Raw genomic sequence first — 19570 nt, 5'->3', positions numbered from 1 at the left:
GTCACCAGTTCACGCCCGTAGCGACGGCTAGCCCGTGGCGTCTTGTGCGCTGCCGCCTTTCTTGCGGATCACGCGGTAGATGTAGGTCAGCACCAAGGCGCCGATGACAACGTTGGACACGGGGTTCATGTAGTCCGCGACCAGATCGTATTGCGACCCGAGCGCGTAGCCGAGCCCGGTCAGCAATGTGTTCCAGATCACCGTACCCGCCAGCGAGAAGGCCAGAAACGGCAGGTGATGCATCGGCGTCAGCCCCGCGGGCACCGAGATCAGTGTGCGGATCGCGGGCACCATGCGCCCCATGAGCACGGCCAGATTGCCGTGGCGGTCGAACCAGTCCGACGCGCGGTCAAGATCCTCGGGGGACATGGTGAGCCAGCGGCCATGCTTTTCCAGAAGGTGCCGCACGCGGTCGTGCCCGATCTTGCGCGCGATGATGTAGTAGAGGTAGGTGCCCGCCAGCGACCCGATGCTGCCCGCGATCACCACGCCGACAAAGTTCATCTGGTCCTGATAGGCCAGAAACCCCGCCAGCGGCATGATCAGCTCGGACGGGATGGGCGGAAAGACGTTTTCCGCGAACATCAAAAACGCGACGCCCAGATAGCCTGCGGCATCCAGCAGGCCGGTGATCCAGTCAAACATGGGGACTCCGGTTCTGTAGCGTTGCGGGGGAGGGGGCGTTGAGGGTCATTGAGGGTCTTTCGTCGTCAGCGGGTTGGCCACACGCTCGTAGTATTCACTGATGGCGCGCATATCCTCGGCGGTCATTTTGCGGGCGATGGCGGACATCATGCCGCCAACGTCATTGTCCCGCTGGCCGCGTTTCCAGCGGTCCAGTTGCAGCACCATGTAGTTGGCGTATTGACCGGCAAGATAGGGGACCGAGGGCGGGTTGCCCGTGCCGTCGGGCCCGTGGCAGTTGGTGCAGGCGGGCAGACCCTTGTCGGGCGATCCGGCCCGCGCGATGGCGGCCCCTTTCTGGATCTCTTGCGCTGAAACCTGCCCGCGCGCCACCCGCAGCGGCGCGGCGAGAGAGGCGTAATAGGCGCTGACCGCGGCGCGGTCGTCTTCAGAGAGGGATTGCGCGACGGGCGTCATCAGGTCGTCGGGCCGCGCGTCGCTGGCATAGTCATCCAGCTGCTTGTCAAGATACCACGCCGGTTGTCCGGTAAGCCGCGGGAAGCTGCCCGACCCGTCCCCCTGACCATCAACGCTGTGGCAGGTCACGCAGGATTGCACATCGCCCGCGCCCTGCAGGGCGATGGCCTGCCCCCGTGCCAGAGTTTCGGCGTCGGGCGGCGTATCGACCGTCATGTTGAACAGATCGCGCGCCGTACCATAGGGCTGATCCGCAGGGATCGCCTGCGCGGTGGCCAGCGCAGGCAAAAAGGCTGCGAGGGCGAGGCAGAGCAGGGGGCGGTGAGGGATTTTCATGGCGGCTCCTCTGCTTCAGGCGTCCATCAGCGGGCGCGGGTTGGCGATATAGTCGTTCTTCATATGATCGAGCGTCCAATAGGCGACGCCCATCAGCGGCCCCGTGGGGTTGTAGCCAAGGTTCTGCGGAAACAGCCCTGCGCCAAAGACAAAGACGTTGTGATGATCCCACATCTGGCCAAAACGGTTCACGACGCTGGTGGTCGGGTCCGTGCCCATCACCGTGCCGCCGGTGTTATGGGTGGTCTGATAGGGCACGATGGAATAATCACTGCCCTCTGCCGCGCGGTTGCTGGCGGAGGTGGATGTCACGTTATCCATATTGCGCGCGATCTCATGCGCCTTGCCCATCACATAGTCGGCCATGCGCCGGTCGTTTTCGGGGAAGTTGAAGGTCATCCGCAGCAGCGGGCGGCCGTAGGCGTCTTTCCATGTTGGATCGAGGTCAAGGTAGTTATCGGGCGTCGCCATGGATGACCCGTGGACGGTCAGGCTGGCGTGGTGCAGGTAATTCTCGCGCACGGCACGTTTCCAGTCGGCGCCCCATGCGGGCGTGCCTTCGGGCGTGGGCTGGTAGTTGATCGGGCGGCCATTGGTCTGCGTGCAGGCGATATAGCCGCCGCCCAGAAACCCCAGATCGCTGTGATCAAAGTTGTCACCGTTGAAATCGTCGATCACCGTGCCAAGTGCCCCCGCCCCCATGAATGGGTTGGTCACCACTTGATCATCGAAAAATACGTTCACACCCGCCATTGTCTGATAGGCATAGTTCCGGCCCACGGTGCCTTTGCGGGTTTTCGGGTCGTAGGGTTTGCCCAGACCGGAGACCAGCATCAGATGCACGTTCCACAGGCCATAGGCGTTCATGCAAACGATGTCGGCGGGCTGGAACACCTCTTCGCCCGCGTCGGTCAGATAGGTGACGCCGGTGGCGGTCTTGCCGTCCTCTGACTTCTCGACCCGCAAGACCTGCGCCTGATAGCGGATCTCGAAGTTCTCGTGGGATTTGATCTGGTCATAGACGCAGATGATCGGGTCGGCCTTGGCATAGTAGCCGCAGCCGAAGCGTTCGCAAAAGCCGCAATAGGTGCAGGGATGCAGCTTGGCACCGTAGGGGTTGGTGTATTCCTTGGTGGCGTTGGCGGCGGGCAGGGGGAAAGGGTGATAGCCGAGCTTTTGGGCCGCCTCGCCGAATTTGGTGGGGCCGATGGGCTGGCGCATGGGCGGGTTGGGATAATCGGCGCTGCGGGGCCCTTCGAAGGGGTTGCCGCCTTCACGCGGGCCGTCTGCCATCTGGCCCGCTGTACCGGAGGTGCCGCAGATCTTCTCGTAAAAATCGAAATGAGGCTCAAGCTCGTCATAGGTGACGCCCCAATCCTGCACATTCAGATCATCGGGAATGAAGTCGGCACCATAGCGGTTTTCATAATGGCTGCGCATTTCGAGGTCGGAGGGTAGGGGCCGCCAAAGCTGGCCGTTCCAGTGGATGCCCGCGCCGCCAAGCCCGACACCGGGCAGGAACGACCCGAGCCTGCGCATCGGCAACGCCTGCTGGCTTGCGTTGTTGCGGAAGGTCAGGGTCTCTTTGCGGGTGTTGATCATATGCGCGTGGTGCACCGCATATTTCAGTTCGTCATGTTCCTTGGGGGCGGCGAAATCATCGGCGTCGTGGCGGTAGGATCCGCGTTCCAGCACCACACAGCGTTTGCCAGCATGGGCAAGTTCATATGCAGCTGTCAGACCCGTCCAACCGGCCCCGATGATGACCACATCTGTTTTCGCCAGCCGCCGTGCCATGATCTACCTTTCCCAGTTGAAGTCGCTTGTGCCCGGTTGATGCCCGATGCCCATAGGGGGCTGCCGGTAGGGGCGATTGTGGGCGTCGACCGTGTCGGTGAAATAGCCGAAGGCCCCGGGGAAGCCGACCATATGCCAACCGGCATAGCCCTTGTTGCCGCCATAGATCGGGTCGGCAAAATAGCCCTGGTTCGTCAGGGCGTGGAGTTCGGTAAAGAATGTTTTGGCCCCGACACGACCGGCAAGCGCGGGCCTATCCTCGGACAGGTCGGTCATCAGCTGGTCGAGCGCGGATTGCGGTTGCCCTTCAAGCGGGCCGATGACGGTCTGCATCGCCGCCAGCCCCTCACGCCAGAGCTCGGCGGGGCGTAGGGGGGATTGATAGCCTTGCTCGGGTGTGCCTTGGGGGTGGGGCCCGTCCATATACANGTGTTCCCCGCGCCCNTATCCGCCCGCNAGTTGCAGGTCGATGAAATCGACCACGCCNGCCTGACTGGCCGAGGGGAAATCNTCNTGCGGGATCAGCGTGTCACACAGCAGNGCGAGGCTTCGGGCCTCGGAATCGGTNAGGAAGGTNAAGGGGGTGCCATCNAGNGCGGCAAAGGCATGGCGCGGCAGGGACGCAAGGCCGACTGCGGCACCGAAGCCGAATAGAACTGATCGTCTGGAATACGTTGGCATACGAAACCCAAATGATTGGTCATTTGTCTAAATAACGCCCGCGTGANCGAGNTGTTCCGCNGTTTTGCAAAAAATTTTGGCGAAACTAGTCGTGGCGTTTCTGCCGGGGGCGGTCTAGTTTGCGCGGGCCGAAACAAACTCACACAGCCATGTGACTGGTTCTTGGGAACAGGGTCGCGCTATTGGGGGTTACATCGTCAAGCACTAACTAAATAGGAGCGTGCACGCATGCTGACCAAACGCCATTTTATCACCAGCTCCGCTGCCGCGTTGTTTTCTGCCCCTCTGGCCCCCAGTCTCGCCGCCGCGGCGACAACAGACAAGTCGATGTGGGACGCATGGGATGCGCAGGTAACGCCTGCGGGCTACGATCCTGCAACGACGAACCCCTGGGGCGTCGCGCCTCGCTTTCTGCCTCGACTGGTCGAGGCGAACCCCGGTTTGACGCCGGGCGATATCCACGTCGATGCGGTTGCGCGGTATCTATATCACATTCAGGACAATGGCACCGCCATGCGCTATGGCGTGGCGATTGCGCGGGGTGACCTGTACGAGCCCGGCACCTATTCGATCAAGCGCAAGGCGAAATGGCCAACCTGGACGCCGACGCAGAACATGATCCGCCGCGATCCAGAGCTTTATGAACAACACGCCGATGGGATGGACGCAGGCCCGCAGAACCCCTTGGGGTCGCGTGCGCTGTATCTTTTTGTCGGTAACCGCGACACCTATCTGCGCATCCACGGGTCGCCTAACCCGCAATCGATCGGCGGGCGTGCAAGCTCTGGCTGCGTGCGGATGATCATGGCGCATATCAACGATCTGTACGAGAACGTGAACACCGGATCGCGCGCGGTCCTCTACCCGCCGGAAGAGCTGGTGACGGCTGCGACCTAAGTCNNGACCTTTGCANACATGAAAAGGCCGCCCGAAGCGAGATGCTTCGGGCGGCCTTTTTACGTCACGACGCGGGGCGCGNTTAGCCCGCCGCAGCAGCCGCGATCGTTTGGGTGCAGATCGGGCGGCCATTGTCGGCGCGCAGGGGCAGGAAGGTGGTTTCGACCGGCCCGCGGTAGCGATAGACGTAGCACCCGTTGCTGGGGTCGATCTTAACCGCGGTCAGATCCTGGTTCTTGGCAGCCACCAGGCGCACCCCTTCGGGCAGTTCCTTGAAGAACCCGTCGTCCGTTGTCATCTTGTCAGTGGTGGTCTGTACATCCGCACAAGCAGCCAGCGCCAATACGGCACAGCCTGCAATCCAAACCCGAACGCTCATCGTGATATTCCTCATATGAATTTGCTATGCAGCTAGGGTATTTCGCCGGAGTTGTAAAACAAGGGCGCGTGTTTCTGGGTCACAAACTGTTGCATTGCTGCCGATGGCCGCGGCTAGTCGTGCTCTTCATAGGTGCCTGCGCGTTTTTCAAGCTTGCGNACCAGCGCGATGATGATCAGCGCGAGGATNACGGTCATGCCCGCAATCGTCCATTCGCCNAAGCCNCAGGCCACGCCAACGGCGGCGGCGACCCACATGCTGGCCCCCGTGGTCAGGCCGCGCACCTTGCCTTGGGAAAAGACNATCAGCCCCGCGGCNAGGAAAGCGACGCCGCTGGTCACCGCCTCGATGATACGCAGGGGGTCCATCCGGATGGTNTCGCCNAATTCGGCGCTGCGGGCGAGCAGGGCGAGGGTCAGCAGACAGTAGATGCATGACGCGAGGCCGATCAGCATATGCGTGCGCAGACCCGCGGGCCGTTTGGAGGTTTCGCGTTCAAGCCCGATCAGACCGCAGAATACCACCGTCGCAAGGGTGCGGGCCACAACGACCGACAGGGGCAGGCTGGGGGCGAGGGAGAATTCGTTCAGCAGATCCTCCCACATCAGCGTGTCTCCTTCGCGCAAGACGGGTGCGGGAGAGGGGGGCAGGGGGCGGAACTGGGCATGGGGGTAATCCGGTCTCTTGAAAGCTATTGGTCTGGATATAGGGCGGTGACAGTAAAAGACCGCCCCCGATGTGGGGACGGTCTGCGGTCGTTAACTTCTGTGGATCAGATCCAGTAGTTCGGCACCATATAGTGTTCGTGGGTCCGGCGTTCCCATTCGCGATCTGTCACCCAACCGTCGCTGCGGGTTGGTGCGCCTTTGACCTGCTCTTCGGTGATGTCGGTCACGAAGCCTTCTTTGGTGGTGTCGTATTCAAGCTTGCCCCACGGCACGGGGTGGTGATCCTCGCCCAGGCCCAGAAATCCGCCAAAGCCCATCACGGCATAGGCGACCTTGCCGGATTGCTTGTCGATCATCAGATGNTCNATGGACCCGATATGCGTGCCGTCGCGGCTGTAAACAGTCGTACCATTCACGTCAGAGGAAGATACGAGGCTAGAATGTGATGTCGCAGTCATGTCGAAACTCTCCTGTGTTGTGGTTACCTGTAGTTGCAACGACAGAGGCGGCGCGGCGGTTCCGCGTCCTTCGGCGGGCGGCTAACTTCTGCCGATGGGCGTTGTTTGGCCGTGCGGGCGAGAGGGCTTGGAACTTTGGGTAAATGCGGCGGGTTGGTCTTTGACCAATCGACCACCGCTGGCCGGTTCAAACCCAAGCATGAAAAGGGAGATTCCAATGAAATTCGCACTCACCACCGCCGTGGCCTGCGNGCTGATGACAAGCGCCGCTTTCGCCGCCGAGACGACTGCGCCGGTTATGGATGCCGANGGNGCAGAGNTCGGAACCGTGACGGTNCAGGATACCGAGTCCGGCGTGGCGCTGGCAAAACTGTCGCTNTCCAACCTGCCCGCAGGGGGCATNGCGGTGCANNTGCATGAAACCGGTGATTGTTCGGGCGACGGGTTCAAATCCGCTGGCGGGCATATCGCGGGGGACCGCGAGCATGGCGTTTTGACCGCCGGTGGCCCACACCCCGGTGATATGCCGAATGTCACGGTGGGCAGTGATGGCACCGTAGAGCAGGAAGTGTTCTTGCCGTTCCTGAATGTCGAAGAGCATCTGATGGATGACGACGGCGCTGCCTTTGTGATCCACGGCGGGCAGGACGATTACAGCTCGCAGCCTTCAGGTGATGCGGGCGACCGGATTGCCTGCGGTGTCTTTGGTGCTGATCCCGCCTGATCCCCCTTCGGCAAACGATGATTTGAACGACCAAGGCCGCGCCCCCACTGGCGCGGCCCTGCTTTTGCTGGCATAGGCTACCGCTGGCACCCTGCACGGACAGGGGGCAAACCGCCGGATCAATCAGCAAGGTTTCCCATGGCAAAAACACCCAGCCCCTGNATCGACGTGTGCAAGTTCAAACGCGAAGGCCATTGCATCGGGTGTTCGATGACCAAGGCGCAGAAATCCATGTTCAAGTCGCTGAAAAAAGAAAGCCACCGCGTGGGCTTTGTCCAGATGCTGACCGCGCAACAGGAACGTCTGGGCAAATACAGCCATTGGGATCTGGCNTATCGCAAGAAGCTGGCAAAACGCAAAATCGCGGCCGAGAAGCTTCTCTAGCCGCGATTTGATTTGGGTGCTGACGGGATCAGCGGGCGGGCTGGTTAGCCTGCGAGGTGTGCGCGCAGGAACCACGCGAATTTCTCGTGCTCTGTCCCGCGTGCGATACACAGATCTTCTGTCAGCGTGTCGCCATGGTCGGCGGCCAACTGGCCCGCNCCCGCGATGGTGGAGGCCAGCGTTTCCTGCGCTTCCATCATGATGCGGATCATTTCCTTGTCGTTGGCGTGGCCATCGTGTTCGTTGATCTTGGACCGCTTCAGCATGCCTGCAAGCATCCCTTCGGCGTGGACATCAAGGGCGCGAATACGCTCTGCCAGATCATCCTGCGCGACAAAGTGGTCTTCGTAGATCTTCTGGAACAGGTCGTGCAGCGGGCCGAAACCCATGCCTTTTACGTTCCAGTGAAAGTTTTGCGCCAGCATTGTCGTCACGGCGGTTTCCGCAACGCATTGGTTCAATGCATCGGCGATTGCTGTTTTTGCATCGGTTGTCAAAGCAGCTGCTGTCTGGTTCATTTTCTCGTCCCCAAGTGATTAAAATTCTGNCTGGCTGGCACGGTACTAGCTTGCTGTCCATTCAACATAGACACCAAAAACGGTTTGCCAAGGTCTTTTTGGAATTATTCTAAACTTGAGAAAACTGCTCGGAAATCTGTCCAAGAAGATAGCCGATATAGCGTCGGTCAGCAGGGGCCACGCGCGACTTGATCAGGAAGTTGAGACTGGCGGGATCGTCCTCGCGGATGCTGGTCAGGCAGCGCAGGATCCATGCTTCGTCAAACGATAGCGTGTCTGTGCCCGGCGCGAACCAGACGACCTTGCGCTGCACCGCATTCGGCAGGCATTTGATCAGCGTATCCACAAATGTGCGTTTCGCGTCCTCGCCATCAAGGCTGAGCAGGGCGCAGGCTTCGTAAAGATCCGTGCGCGCGGCGACGCGGCAGGCCATCGCCGACATCCGCAAATGGGTCAGCGCGGCGCGTTGTTCGGGGGTGATACGGGGGGCGGGAGCCTGTGCCGGAGCGTCGTCGCGGTCGAGGATCGNAAGGGTCGCCAAAGATGCCATATCAAGAGAAGTCCATACATGGGGCAGGGNTCGGNCCTGTCCGGTTGAATATCTTACTTTATTTATAGGGTATAAGNATCGCCCCGACAAGGGGGAGTGTTTTAGTGGGGTATTTGNAAATATTATGTAAATACATGNNTGTAGGCAGGATGCCGCTTGTGNNNGTNAAGTTTGTGACGCAGCGGCTTGCNCCGGCGCGCTGACCTGATTAGGTCTCGGGCANGNGAATACCTTACTATTTCAGTTTGACAATNGCCGCGGGGCGGTTCATTTCCGACTAAAACAGTAAGGGACAGAATTCCATGCAAATTTCAAGGATTGCCTTGGTGGCCGCGCTGGCCGCATCACACCCCGCCTATGCGCAGGAGGCGGATACGCTTGATCTGGGGACGCTCACGCTTGAGGCGGAAAGCGATGCGACGCTGCTGCAAAACGGGTATGTGGCCGAATCGGGGCGTCAGGCCACGCGGGTCGACACCCCCATCCGTGACATCCCCCAAGCGATCAGCACCGTCGGGCAGGACCAGATCGAAGATCANGAGCCGCGCACGCTGCTGGACGCCTTGGGCTATACCTCGGGGACGAATGTCACNAACTTCGGTTTCGACTCGCGCTATGANGCNGTCTATCTGCGCGGTTTCTCGGCCTATTATGACGGGTTGTTCCGCGATGGCCTGCGTCAGGTGAACGGGCCGTCGGCGTGGTTCCAGAACCACCCCTACACGTTCGAGGGGGTTTCCGTGCTGAAGGGNCCATCGTCGTCGATGTATGGCGTCAGCGGTGCNGGCGGTNTGGTGAATATCATTTCCAAACGCCCCAAGGACGACGCCTATAACGAGCTCAAGCTGACCTTTGGCACCGACAGCCGCAAAGAGCTGGCGTTCGATTTCACCGGCCCCGTNGGCACCGACGGACGGCTCAGCTATCGNCTNACCGGTGTGGCGCGGGATGCGGATACGCCGCTGCCGGGCTATAGCGATGATCTGGCGCTGCTGGCCCCGTCCTTCACCTATCANTTGACGGATCGGACCAAGATCACNGTNCTNACNGAATATTCTGAATCAACCCGCGGNGGNACGGCGTCTTACTACAACCCGTCGCAGGGCGAAGCGTCTGATATNTATGTCGGCGATCCTGATTATAATGACTTTGTGAACGAACAATGGCGCGTCGGCTACGAGCTTGAGCACGANATGGACAATGGCGTGACCCTGCGCCANAACCTGCGGTATTCCGAAGTGGATGCGGATCTTGAGTTTAGCGGCATCTATGCGGCGGGCACGGGTTTCGGGCGCTACTGGGGCCATTACCTTGAGAATTCCGAGAATTTCTCGGTCGATACCTATGCCGAGGGGCATTTCTCTACCGGTGCGTTTGACCACACGGTTGTGGCCGGTTTCGATTATACGCAGTCGTCCTATGACGCCTATTATGGCGGTGTCGGCTATGTCTCTGCNGCCGACACGGANGCGGTGGATCAGCCCTATTCCAANGGTCAGGAGATGTANCAGTATGGCGTCTATGTGCACGACCAGCTGAGCTCCGGCCCCTGGACGATGTTCCTGAGCGGTCGCTACGACTGGGTCGACATGACCACCTTTGACGCCAATCAGAACGGCACCGATACATCGCANAACGGNTTCTCGGGCCGTGTCGGGCTGAGCTATGCGTTCAACACCGANCTGTCTGTNTATGCCAATGTGTCGAGCTCTTTCGTGCCGACCACAGGGCTGGTCTATGACGANAGCACCGACCCCAACAGCGGCCGNTCGGCAGAGCCGACACGCGGGCTGCAAAAGGAAGTGGGCGTCAANTACCAGCTGCCGGGCACGGAAAGCCTGATCACCGCGTCACTGTTTGACATCCGNCAAGAGGACGGNGTGGTCTTCCAGACGGTTGATCCGGCGACGTTCAATGGCTTGAACCAGGTGCAGGTACCCTATGACCTGCGCTCGCGCGGGCTGGAGATCGAAGGCCAGTTCAACTTTGCCAATGGTCTGCGCGTGACCAGCGCCTATACCTATCTGGATATGGAGATCGAGGCAGGGTCCACCGGCACCGTGGGCAACCAGCTGTCGGCCACACCGCACCACACCGCATCGATNTGGGGCTTCTACGAGCCGCAAAGCGGGGCGTTCAAGGGCTTTGGCTTCGGGGCGGGTCTGCGCTATGTCGGCGAAAGCTATGGCGANGATGCAAATACCTACAAGAACGATGCCGANGTCTTTGCCGATCTGTCGCTGTCCTATGACTTTGGCGAAGTCGGCTATGACGGGCTGAGCGCGCAGATCAACGTCAAGAACGTCTTTGACAACACNGACCAGACCTGCAGCGCGGACTATTGCTATCGCTACGAAGGGCGCACTGCGACGGCCAGCGTCAGCTACCGCTTCTGATGGCGCGGTCCGGNGGAACTTGGGGTGTCGTCGGCGCGATCGGCGGCATCTATATTGCGCAAAGCGTGATTGCGGGTGTCACATGGTCGGGGCTGCCGGGGGTGTTGCGCGCGCAGAAGCTGCCGCTGGATCAGATCGGGTTGATCTCGGTGCTGGTGCTGCCTTGGGCGCTCAAGTTCCTTTGGGCACCGAGGGTTGAACGGTTCCGGCTGCCGGATGGCGGGCGGGATCGGTCGGTCACAATTGTAACATTGGGCGCTGCGGTGGTGATCGCGGCGCTTTTCGTGGTGGGGCTGATCGGCCCGTCGCCNGTGCTGCCTGTTCTGGCGGTGCTGATGGTGGCGGCCTTTGCGACGGCCACGGTGGATATTGCCTGCGACGGCTATGCCGTGGCGGCGTTGAAGGANACGGAATACGGCTGGGGCAACGCGGCGCAGGTGGGCGGTGCCTATCTGGGGGCTGCGATCGGCGGGGGCGTGTTCCTGATCCTCGTGGACCGCGCCGGATGGCTGGCGGGCGCATGGGGGATGGCGACGGTGATTGCTGTGCTCTGCGTCCCCTTCGCGATCATCGCGCGCGCGAAAAACGCGCAGGCGCGACCGCATCAACCGCGACTTAGAACCGCCTTGGCCCGCGCCGAGGTGCGTCAGGGTTTGCTGGTCGCGGCGCTTTATGTCGTGGCGCAGAAAACCGCGATGGGGATGTTCGGACCTTACTTTATCGATGCGGGCTATGATCTGGGTCAGCTTGGACTGCTCAGCGGGGTCGGCAGCCTGACCTTGGGCTTTGCGGGGGCGATGACCGGCGGTGCAGTGGTGCGCCGTTTTGGCACCCGCGTGGTGCTGGCCGGCGCGGTGGCGCTTCAGGCGCTGATCCTCGGGGTGGTTGGCCTGTCGGCGGCGGGTGGCGTTTTCGCCGCCGCGACGGTGGCCCCGATTGCGATGGTCAGCAGCGCGGCCGTCATGGCCTTTGGGTTCGTTGCCCTTTACGGGCAGTTCATGAACTGGTCCGACCCGCGGCAGGGCGGCGTCGATTTTACCTTGTTCCAATGTATGGATGCGGCGGTGAGCATGGTCTCGGGCATNGTCGCCGGGGTCATCGCCGAGCATCTTGGTTACGGTTTCTTTTTTGGTGTGGCCTGTGCCGTCTCGCTTGCGGCATTGCCGCTGATCTGGCGGGTCTCGGGGCAGCGCGCACCGCAACAGGGGATGGCCCATGTCTGATCACACTGCACAAACCGAATTGCCCGGCGTCACCTTCGCCGCCCTGCGTCAGGCCACCTTGGCCGAAGCGGCAGAGCATGACCTGCACGTCGAACAGGATGGCGCACAGGGCATTGTCGTGGGCACCTATTACGGGCGGATCGCCTTTGCCCCGTCGGGTGCCAATTGCAGGGCCGAGATATCGACCGCGCGCGCCGATTTCCTGCAGACGTTGAAGGACAGTCTGGTGGATCAGATCGGCAGCGTCATGCCCGATGCGGCGCAGGCGATCCGCTGGTCGGATGGTGTACGTCAGGGGGCCTTGCCCGATAACGCACGGTTGATGACGGTGCAGCACCGCGAGATGTTGGACTGCGGGTTTATGCGGGTCACGCTGGCGGGCGATGTGGCGCGGTTTTCTGACAGTGCGATCCATTTNCGCCTTGGCATCGCGCAACCGGGCAAGACCCCCCAATGGCCCCGCATCGGAGAGAACGGGGCAACGGTCTGGCCCAAGGGTGAACACAAGCTGCATCTGCCGGTCTATACCGCGCGGCGGGTGGATCGGGAAAACGGGCTGCTGGTGTTTGACCTCTTTATCCACGAAGGCGGGCGTACCACCGATTGGGCGCGCAGCGTTGAACTGGGGACGCAGATCCTAGTCACCGGACCGGGTGGCGGCGGCTGTACGATCACGGGGCCGGTGTTCGGATTTGCCGATGATACCGCCTTTCCGGCCATTGCCCGTATCATGGAGGCGAACCCCGATCTGACCGGGCGCATCATGCTCTACCCCTCCCATGTAGATGCCGCGCATTATCCGTTGCCAGAGCACAAAGGTCTGGAGGTTGTCATCGCCAGCGAGACCGCGCGTCCCACGATGGGGCAGGCGGCCTGCGACGCGGTGTCATCTGCGGCGGACGGGNTTTTATGGTTCGCGGGGCAAAAGGCGTTGGCGACGCAAGTGCGCAAGACGTGGAAAGAGCACGGCGGCGCTGCCGAGCGGTCCTATATCTCGGCCTTCTGGTAACGCGCAGACATTGAAACAAAAAAGGCAGCCGGTGAAAGGGCTGCCTTTTCGTTACTTGCACCGGATGGCGCGCCTTANGCGGCGCTGGCGGATACCAGCAGTTGCGCCTCNTGNGCGCGCAGNGACCGNCGNGCNGCGACAAAGTTGGACATGCCGTCAGCCAGCTCGAGCTCGGGGAATAGCGACAGGATCTCGCTGCGCTGTTCGGACTGGATGCCGGCCATCGAATGTGCCCCCGGCTGGAAGCTTTCGGCCCATGTGCCATCCGCAAACACGACTTCGTGGTTGTCAAACAGCATGTGGATGTAGCTGACCTTGTCCGGCGTGACAGTGTCGACCCCGTCGAGCCCGACCAGATGTTTCGCCGCGACCAGAACTTCGCGTTCGCTGAACATCACCTCGGCCGTTTCGGAGGCGACAAGCATGCGGTGGTTCGGGCTGACCATCATATCGCGCTGCGGCACGCCTTCACCAAAGGCACCGGCCTTGATCCGAACGGGGTTGAAGCCGGGGGTGCGCAGCAGGTTGTCGCGCCCCAGATTGCGGCGGCCCACCCAGCGAACCGGCTGCAGGCCGTTGTCACGGGTGACGACCAGATCGCCGACCTTGATCTGCTGCACCGGAATCTCGCCGCGTCGCGTGGCAATGGTGGTGCCGGGGGTAAAGCAGATCACGACCTCTTCGATTTCGGAATAGGTTGTGGTGCCGGTCACGTTGCCGTCNGCATCGCGGAATTCGATNGTGCCGGATTCAGGGCCCGTTTTGGTCAGCGTGTACTGCGACCGATCCAGCCCGCTGAGGTTCAGAACGTCGACATCTGTTCCGTCGGCATCTTCGCCACCCACGATGGTGTGATCACCGCCCGAGGTAAAGTTGAACAGGTCGGAGCCTTGCCCCCCTTCGGCGCGGTCGTTGCCGCCACCCGAGGTGATTGTATCCTGCCCGTCGCCGCCTTCGATCTGGTCGTCGCCTTCGCCACCGTCCAGGCTGTCGTTCCCGCCCTGACCAAAGATCGTGTCGTCGCCCTCGCCGCCCAGAATGGTGTCATTGCCCGCTTCGATCGGGGTCACAACGGCGTCATCAATCAGGTCGCCAGACAGGGTGAAGCCCGACTGCGTGGAACGGGTTTCGAGTGTGAACTCGATAAACTCGCGGTTCTCGAACTGGCCCGAGAACCACGCATCCTGATCGTCGGGGGAGTTCGCCTCGGTCCCCGCTGCGGTCACGGTGCCATCGGCATTGGTGACATTCAACGACGTGTCATCGCTGGTCGCGAAGGAGGTGAAGCTGTTGGTGTCCAGCGTCACGGATTCCTGATCGCCGGGGTTGTTGCGGTCGAGATCGTTGAAGGTCGCGGTGGAATTCAGCGCGATCGGCTTGAACTCGCCCGTATCGATGTAGTGCTGGCGGTCGTAGAATTCGAGCCGGAAGGTCGCGGTTTCACCGGCATACCTGCTCCTGCTTCCATCACCGGAGTTCAGCAGGATCTCGAAGCCGGTGCCACCGGTAAGGTCGATGGGCATGTCGTCATTCGAGGTGTCGACCAGCACCAGCCGCGCGAAAACGCCGCCGCCATTGTCCAACGTTGCCACGTTGTCATAAAAGACGCTGTCGCCTTCGTCGGCTGAGTTACCCGTGTTGAAAAGGCGGCTGGCATAAGACAACGTGATCGGAGACGCGTCGTTGCCCGGTGCTGTACCGACGCCTGCATCGCCATACAGCAGGTCATCGCCCGCGCCACCGTCGATACGGTCGTCGCCGCCTTCGCCAGANACGCGGTCGTTGCCGGCACCTGCATCGATCCGGTCGTCTTCTGCTGTACCTTGAAGGGTATCTGTGCCCGTGGTGCCGTTGATCGCTGCCATTGTCGTCTGCTCCGCGTGATTTCTGCAAGAAACCACGGTCCGAAGTCGGCAAAGGTTTCGCAAATCGTGAAAAAACTAACGTTCTTTTTATCGCGGTATGCGCATCTGGCAACGGATTTAACGGCTTTGTGATAAGTTGACGTAGCGGCCTTCTCGCGTCAGTTGTGGATGGGGCGATGGTTCACGTTTTTCGACCAGTGAATACAAAATGGGGGCGGCATTACTGCCACCCCGCGCTTTGGTCTAAGAATTACTTGCGAAGCAATGCCAGTATGACGAGAAAAGGCAGCGTGAATATGCCCTATCTCACCGGCCTGCTTGGAGAAAATCGTGATGCCGTTCTATGCGCCCTACCTGCCAGTAACCCAAGGGTAGATCAAGCGGGGGAAAACCCCCATCTACGGTTGGATTAGCCCTAAAACCAGTGATTTGGCGACCGCATGATCGCGTGTGCTGGCCCGCAGCTTTTCTTTCGCGCCCTTGATGTGTTTCTCGAAGGTTTTTTCGCTGATCTTGAGGGTCCAGCAGATCTCGGCCGGGCGCAGACCGATGGCAAGATAGCTGAGGCAGTCACGCTCGCGCGGGGTGAGGTTAACCAGCACGCTCATGTGATCGCGGCGGATGCCTTCATCCATCGCAAAGGACAAACGTCGTAACGCGCTGCGATGCTGTTGCCAGTAAAGATCGAATTCGCGGTCGGTGCGTGTCTCGCTCACCCAAAGACCGATGCCGGAGATGGCCTGACCCGCGGGCGTGCGGTTCAGCGCGAAAGACGCACCGAACTGCATCCCGATGTCATTCTCAAGCTCGGATTGCATCTGTTGCGGCTCGGTCGCGTGGTCCAGCAGGCTGGCGTCATTCCACAGCACCTCTTTCGTACCATTGGCGATCAACTCGACCGAGATGTCGTCATCCACCAGCGCCTGTTCCTCGACCGCGGTGACCCAGTCTTGGGGGTAGGTGTGGCGAAAGAAACCGGCTTGGGTAAACCCGCGCACGGTCGCATCACTGGCGTAAGGGATGATGCCATAGCCGATGCCGGTGACGCCCAGATCGGCGAAGGTTTGGGTGCAGCTGTCCCAAAACGCAACATCGCCCGTGCCCGCTTTCGCGGCNCCTGCCAAATCAATCAGCTTTTCCAATGACATGTTCGCCCCCCGGCCTAGGCAACATAATGGCAACGGTGTCGCCAAAAAGCAACATAAAATATGGCTGGAACAAGGCGTTCACCCNTTTGCGTAAGGGANTTCNAAGGCNTCAGGCCGGTGCGTGACAAAATACNCTGTTCGGAAAATCGCAAAGCGCGTAAAAGGANACCATGAATATTTGCGCGATCACAATGGTTTACAAAGACTACTGGGCGCTGTCCCAGTGGTACGCGCATTATGGGCGCATGCTGGGGTTTGATAACCTCTATATCGTCGCCCACGGGGCCGATGCCAAGATCGCCAGCCTTTGCCCGCGTGCGACCGTGATCACTGTGCCCCGCGAAACGCTGGAAGGGTTCGACCGGCGCCGCGGGCAGGTGTTGAACAGTTTTGCCGATGGGCTGGCTGTGTCTTTCGACTGGGTGATCCGCACCGATGCGGACGAGCTGATCTGNTANGATCCCGCACTNTATACGTCNCTGCACGCNGTGTTAGAGACGGCAACGGCAAAGTCGATGTTCGCGCTTGGTCTNAATNTGGCAGAGACCTTGGAGGATGATGTGCTNGCAGAAGGGCAAATGGCTCTTGGCCATCGGCGCACGGCGGTGTTCTCGGGGCACTACAGCAAGGCATGGGTGACCAAACGCGGCACGGGCCTGTGGCGCCACGGGATATGGGTCGGGCCCAAGCGCATTGAAACGGCGGTGTTTGACCTGCCGCGCGGTGTCTATCTGATGCACCTGAAATACGCCAATATCGACGCGTTAGAGACGGCAAACCAGCATCGGACCGACGTGGGGAACATGCCGGGGCGCGGCTTGCCCGGTGCCGCGTGGAAAGAGGCGGACCAGACNGCGGCACGGTTCTATGCCCGATTGGCGGGATTTCGCGACGAGACATGGNAGGTCGCGCGCGATCACGCCTATGCCACGATCAGCGCGGATCCGGTGCGCGACACCAAAGAAAACGTGCTGCGGGCGAAATCGACAGTGTTCGAGCAGCGGGTGACCTTGCCAAAGTGGGTCGCCGCGACGTTTGGCGATACCTGATCAGTGAGCCTTCGACGCTGCGGGTTCCGGTGACTGCGCCTTTACCATGCCCTGTTCCCGTGGTGGGATACCCCGACACAGACCGTAGAATGCGTGGGAGGAGAGCAGGATGACGGATAAGATCAAGGTCGAACGGCACGGGCCGGTGACAGTGCTGCGGCTCGATGATGCCGAGACGATGAACGCGCTGACCTCTGCCATGGCGCTAGAGCTGCGTGACCTGCTGGAACGCGAAGCACAGACAGCGCGGGCGATTGTCTTGGCGGGGTCGCCGCGCGCGTTCTCGGCGGGGGCGAACCTCAAGCAGGGGACGATCGAAAGTGGCAAAGAGCTCGATGCGGGTGCCGCCCTTGAGAATGCCTACAACCCGTTGATGATGACGCTTCGCGATCTGCCGGTGCCCGTGGTCTCTGCCGTGCAGGGGGCGGTCGCGGGTGTGGGAGCATCGATTGCGCTGGCCTGTGATGTGATTGTCGCCGGTCGTGATGCCTATTTCCTTGAGGCCTTTGCGCGGATCGGGCTGATCCCCGATGGCGGGGCCACGTGGTTGCTGACACGCGCCGTGGGCCGCGTGCGCGCGATGGAGATGATGCTGCTGGCCGAGAAAGTTCCCGCGCCGACGGCGTTTGACTGGGGGCTGGTGACGCGGCTGGTCGAGAATGACGCGGTTGACGCCACCGCGCTTGAGATCGCGATCAAACTGGCGAACGGGCCGGTGCGCAGCCTTGCCTTGATCCGCAAAGCTGCGTGGAGCGCTGCCGACACTGATTTTGACACCGCATTGGCTAACGAGCGCAAGTGGCAGAAAGAAGCGGGGAATACTCCCGACTTCAAAGAGGGCGTGGCCGCGTTCCTCGAAAAACGGGCACCCCGCTTTAGCGGGTGATCTGTTGTCGAAGGGGCTGTGACCCCTCTGGTTCCTGCGGGTGTCGGTCCGCGGGAACGAAATCATGATCTGTGCAGTTGTCGCCCTGAAGGGTTTTGATCATGTACCGCCACCTCATCGCCGTTGCTCTTTTGGTCGTTCTGGCTGCCTGCCAGTTGCCGAAAGACCCCGAAAACACCACTGATATTGTGGAAGGTGCCGTGCTGAAGGTCGGCGCATTGCAAGATCCGATGCCGGATCAAGACCTGCAGGCGGTGACATTGATCGCCGCGGCGCTGGATGCGCAAATCGAATGGCATCGCGAGAACCCGCACCAGCTGCTTGACGCGCTTGAGGGGGGTGATCTGCATCTGCTGGCGGGCGGGATACCGAAAGATTCACCGCTGACAGAGCATACGGGCATGACCAACCCCATCGGATATGTGACCGTCGGGGCCGACCGTCCCGAACGGGTGTTGCTGCTGCGGCGCGGCGAGAACCGGTTTCTCATGCGGTCCAATATGGCGCTGCGTCCGCTGACACGGGAGGCGCAGGAATGAACCGCTACCCCCCGCTGCCGCAAGAGATCGCCGACAAAATCGCGAAAGCGCGTCGGCTGGAATGGTGGACGCTGTTCTGGCTGGTGACGATCATTTTTGTGATGTTCATGGTCATGGGATCAAGTCAGGCGATGCAGGCGGCGTGGATCGAAGACACGCTATCGCTGTTGCCGCCGATCCTGTTCCTGATCGCCGCGCGGCTTGAACGGATGCCGCCAAGCCCGAAGTATCCCTTTGGCCTGCACCGCATTGGCACCCTGGCCTTTGCCCTCTCGGCGGCGGCGCTGACCTTGATGGGCGGCTATCTGGTGTATGACGCGGTGGTCACGTTGGTGCGGCAGGAACATCCCACCATCGGCAGTATCGAACTGTTTGGCACCGAGGTCTGGATGGGCTGGTTGATGGTGGCGGCATTGGTCTATTCGATCATCCCGCCAGTGATCTTGGGCCGCAAGAAGCTGGCCATCGCGCCCGACATTCAGGACAAGGTGTTGCATGCGGACGCTGACATGAACGCCGCAGACTGGAAGACCGGCGTTGCGGGTATTCTGGGCATCATCGGTATCTCGATGGGGTTCTGGTGGGCCGATGCCGTAGCTGCGGGGCTGATCGGGTTGGACGTGCTGAAAGACGGTGGGCGCAATCTGCGTATCTCGGTCGCGGAGCTGTTGGACGGTGCGCCGCGCAAGCTTGGCTCTGCCGAGCGTCAAGATCTGGCGGATCGTGTTCAGAAAGGCATGGACGGCGCGCCCGTCGTCAAACTGCGCGAGGCCGGACGCTATCTGCACGTGGTGATCGGCGACGACGACGAATTGCTGCCCGATGCGACGCGCGCCAAAGAGCTGGTCGGCGAGGATGACGCCTGGCGCGTGGTCACCCTGAGCGTGAAGCCCGAAAACTAGGCTGCCCCGGGACCGTTGGATTTTTTTCTACATTTATTCGCGTTTTCAGCGACGGAATTT

General features: G+C 61.0%; 19 protein-coding genes. 9 read left to right on the top strand and 10 right to left on the bottom strand.

Going from position 1 to position 19570, the window contains the following annotated elements:
• Positions 1-27 precede the first annotated feature (27 nt).
• The 4 genes from CBB63_RS04040 to CBB63_RS04025 are packed head-to-tail and all read right to left on the bottom strand — an operon-like array spanning position 28 to position 3915.
• The gene (locus tag CBB63_RS04040) at positions 28-645 is read right to left on the bottom strand and encodes a DedA family protein (RefSeq protein WP_037941363.1); all 618 of its coding nucleotides are present in this window, start codon (positions 643-645) and stop codon (positions 28-30) included.
• 45 nt (positions 646-690) lie between these two features.
• Complete coding sequence (locus CBB63_RS04035; protein WP_286698245.1) at positions 691-1437, bottom strand: c-type cytochrome; 747 nt, start codon at positions 1435-1437, stop codon at positions 691-693.
• A 15-nt stretch (positions 1438-1452) separates the two neighbouring features.
• Complete coding sequence (locus CBB63_RS04030; protein ID WP_114865422.1) at positions 1453-3234, bottom strand: GMC family oxidoreductase; 1782 nt, start codon at positions 3232-3234, stop codon at positions 1453-1455.
• Positions 3235-3237: 3 nt separating this feature from the next.
• Positions 3238-3915, bottom strand: coding sequence for a gluconate 2-dehydrogenase subunit 3 family protein (locus CBB63_RS04025; protein WP_286698244.1), 678 nt, complete (start codon positions 3913-3915; stop codon positions 3238-3240).
• A gap of 228 nt (positions 3916-4143) precedes the next feature.
• Here CBB63_RS04025 and CBB63_RS04020 point away from each other — a divergent pair, with 228 nt between their 5' ends.
• Positions 4144-4812 carry a L,D-transpeptidase gene (locus CBB63_RS04020; protein WP_005848752.1) on the top strand — a complete coding sequence of 223 codons (669 nt, stop codon included), beginning with the start codon at positions 4144-4146 and terminating at the stop codon, positions 4810-4812.
• Positions 4813-4894: 82 nt separating this feature from the next.
• Here CBB63_RS04020 and CBB63_RS04015 read toward each other — a convergent pair whose 3' ends face one another.
• The 3 genes from CBB63_RS04015 to CBB63_RS04005 form a co-directional block, all read right to left on the bottom strand.
• Positions 4895-5191 carry a hypothetical protein gene (locus CBB63_RS04015; protein WP_005848750.1) on the bottom strand — a complete coding sequence of 99 codons (297 nt, stop codon included), beginning with the start codon at positions 5189-5191 and terminating at the stop codon, positions 4895-4897.
• Between the two features lie 113 nt (positions 5192-5304).
• Complete coding sequence (locus tag CBB63_RS04010; protein WP_286698243.1) at positions 5305-5796, bottom strand: MgtC/SapB family protein; 492 nt, start codon at positions 5794-5796, stop codon at positions 5305-5307.
• Between the two features lie 167 nt (positions 5797-5963).
• Positions 5964-6275 carry a PRC-barrel domain-containing protein gene (locus tag CBB63_RS04005; RefSeq protein WP_502695852.1) on the bottom strand — a complete coding sequence of 104 codons (312 nt, stop codon included), beginning with the start codon at positions 6273-6275 and terminating at the stop codon, positions 5964-5966.
• Between the two features lie 136 nt (positions 6276-6411).
• Between CBB63_RS04005 and CBB63_RS04000 the strand changes: the two genes are divergently transcribed.
• Complete coding sequence (locus CBB63_RS04000; RefSeq protein ID WP_502695851.1) at positions 6412-7041, top strand: superoxide dismutase family protein; 630 nt, start codon at positions 6412-6414, stop codon at positions 7039-7041.
• A gap of 138 nt (positions 7042-7179) precedes the next feature.
• Positions 7180-7425 (top strand): DUF1289 domain-containing protein, encoded by a 246-nt coding sequence (locus CBB63_RS03995; protein ID WP_286698240.1) that lies wholly within the window; start codon positions 7180-7182, stop codon positions 7423-7425.
• A 44-nt stretch (positions 7426-7469) separates the two neighbouring features.
• Here the strand turns inward: CBB63_RS03995 and CBB63_RS03990 are convergent, their stop codons facing one another.
• Positions 7470-7943 (bottom strand): Dps family protein, encoded by a 474-nt coding sequence (locus CBB63_RS03990; protein WP_005848741.1) that lies wholly within the window; start codon positions 7941-7943, stop codon positions 7470-7472.
• Between the two features lie 852 nt (positions 7944-8795).
• Between CBB63_RS03990 and CBB63_RS03980 the strand changes: the two genes are divergently transcribed.
• From CBB63_RS03980 to CBB63_RS03970, 3 genes are all read left to right on the top strand, one after another.
• The gene (locus CBB63_RS03980) at positions 8796-10889 is read left to right on the top strand and encodes a TonB-dependent siderophore receptor (protein WP_286698238.1); all 2094 of its coding nucleotides are present in this window, start codon (positions 8796-8798) and stop codon (positions 10887-10889) included.
• Positions 10889-12112 (top strand): MFS transporter, encoded by a 1224-nt coding sequence (locus CBB63_RS03975; RefSeq protein ID WP_286698237.1) that lies wholly within the window; start codon positions 10889-10891, stop codon positions 12110-12112. The genes CBB63_RS03980 and CBB63_RS03975 overlap by 1 nt, the downstream gene beginning before the upstream one ends.
• Entirely contained in the window at positions 12105-13121 is a 1017-nt protein-coding gene (locus tag CBB63_RS03970; protein ID WP_286698236.1) for a siderophore-interacting protein, read from the top strand. Before CBB63_RS03975 ends, CBB63_RS03970 begins: the two co-directional genes overlap by 8 nt.
• Before the next feature lie 74 nt (positions 13122-13195).
• Here the strand turns inward: CBB63_RS03970 and CBB63_RS03965 are convergent, their stop codons facing one another.
• The gene (locus tag CBB63_RS03965; RefSeq protein ID WP_286698235.1) at positions 13196-14986 is read right to left on the bottom strand and encodes a Hint domain-containing protein; all 1791 of its coding nucleotides are present in this window, start codon (positions 14984-14986) and stop codon (positions 13196-13198) included.
• Positions 14987-15384: 398 nt separating this feature from the next.
• A complete protein-coding gene (locus CBB63_RS03960; protein WP_037941385.1) occupies positions 15385-16134 on the bottom strand; it encodes a helix-turn-helix transcriptional regulator in 750 nt (249 codons plus the stop codon).
• Between the two features lie 1158 nt (positions 16135-17292).
• Between CBB63_RS03960 and CBB63_RS03950 the strand changes: the two genes are divergently transcribed.
• The 3 genes from CBB63_RS03950 to CBB63_RS03940 all read left to right on the top strand — a co-directional run bounded on the left by CBB63_RS03950 (position 17293) and on the right by CBB63_RS03940 (position 19510).
• Positions 17293-18069: an enoyl-CoA hydratase-related protein gene (locus tag CBB63_RS03950; protein ID WP_114865431.1), complete on the top strand. Its 777-nt coding sequence runs from the start codon at positions 17293-17295 to the stop codon at positions 18067-18069.
• A gap of 101 nt (positions 18070-18170) precedes the next feature.
• Positions 18171-18608: an enoyl-CoA hydratase gene (locus tag CBB63_RS03945; RefSeq protein ID WP_286698233.1), complete on the top strand. Its 438-nt coding sequence runs from the start codon at positions 18171-18173 to the stop codon at positions 18606-18608.
• Complete coding sequence (locus tag CBB63_RS03940; RefSeq protein ID WP_009824232.1) at positions 18605-19510, top strand: cation efflux transmembrane domain-containing protein; 906 nt, start codon at positions 18605-18607, stop codon at positions 19508-19510. The genes CBB63_RS03945 and CBB63_RS03940 overlap by 4 nt, the downstream gene beginning before the upstream one ends.
• Positions 19511-19570 lie beyond the last annotated feature (60 nt).

It is taken from the genome of Sulfitobacter sp. TMED3 (assembly GCF_002167505.1).
Lineage (GTDB): Bacteria > Pseudomonadota > Alphaproteobacteria > Rhodobacterales > Rhodobacteraceae > Sulfitobacter > Sulfitobacter pontiacus.
This window is presented reverse-complemented; position numbering and strand designations above follow the sequence as displayed.

Bases quoted from the DNA above. Each gene is read 5' to 3' on its own strand.
- CBB63_RS04040 (WP_037941363.1), bottom strand. From the start codon at position 645: ATGTTTGACTGGATCACCGGCCTGCTGGATGCCGCAGGCTATCTGGGC.
- CBB63_RS04035 (WP_286698245.1), bottom strand. From the start codon at position 1,437: ATGAAAATCCCTCACCGCCCCCTGCTCTGCCTCGCCCTCGCAGCCTTT.
- CBB63_RS04030 (WP_114865422.1), bottom strand. From the start codon at position 3,234: ATGGCACGGCGGCTGGCGAAAACAGATGTGGTCATCATCGGGGCCGGT.
- CBB63_RS04020 (WP_005848752.1), top strand. From the start codon at position 4,144: ATGCTGACCAAACGCCATTTTATCACCAGCTCCGCTGCCGCGTTGTTT.
- CBB63_RS04015 (WP_005848750.1), bottom strand. From the start codon at position 5,191: ATGAGCGTTCGGGTTTGGATTGCAGGCTGTGCCGTATTGGCGCTGGCT.
- CBB63_RS03950 (WP_114865431.1), top strand. From the start codon at position 17,293: ATGACGGATAAGATCAAGGTCGAACGGCACGGGCCGGTGACAGTGCTG.
- CBB63_RS03945 (WP_286698233.1), top strand. From the start codon at position 18,171: ATGTACCGCCACCTCATCGCCGTTGCTCTTTTGGTCGTTCTGGCTGCC.
- CBB63_RS03940 (WP_009824232.1), top strand. From the start codon at position 18,605: ATGAACCGCTACCCCCCGCTGCCGCAAGAGATCGCCGACAAAATCGCG.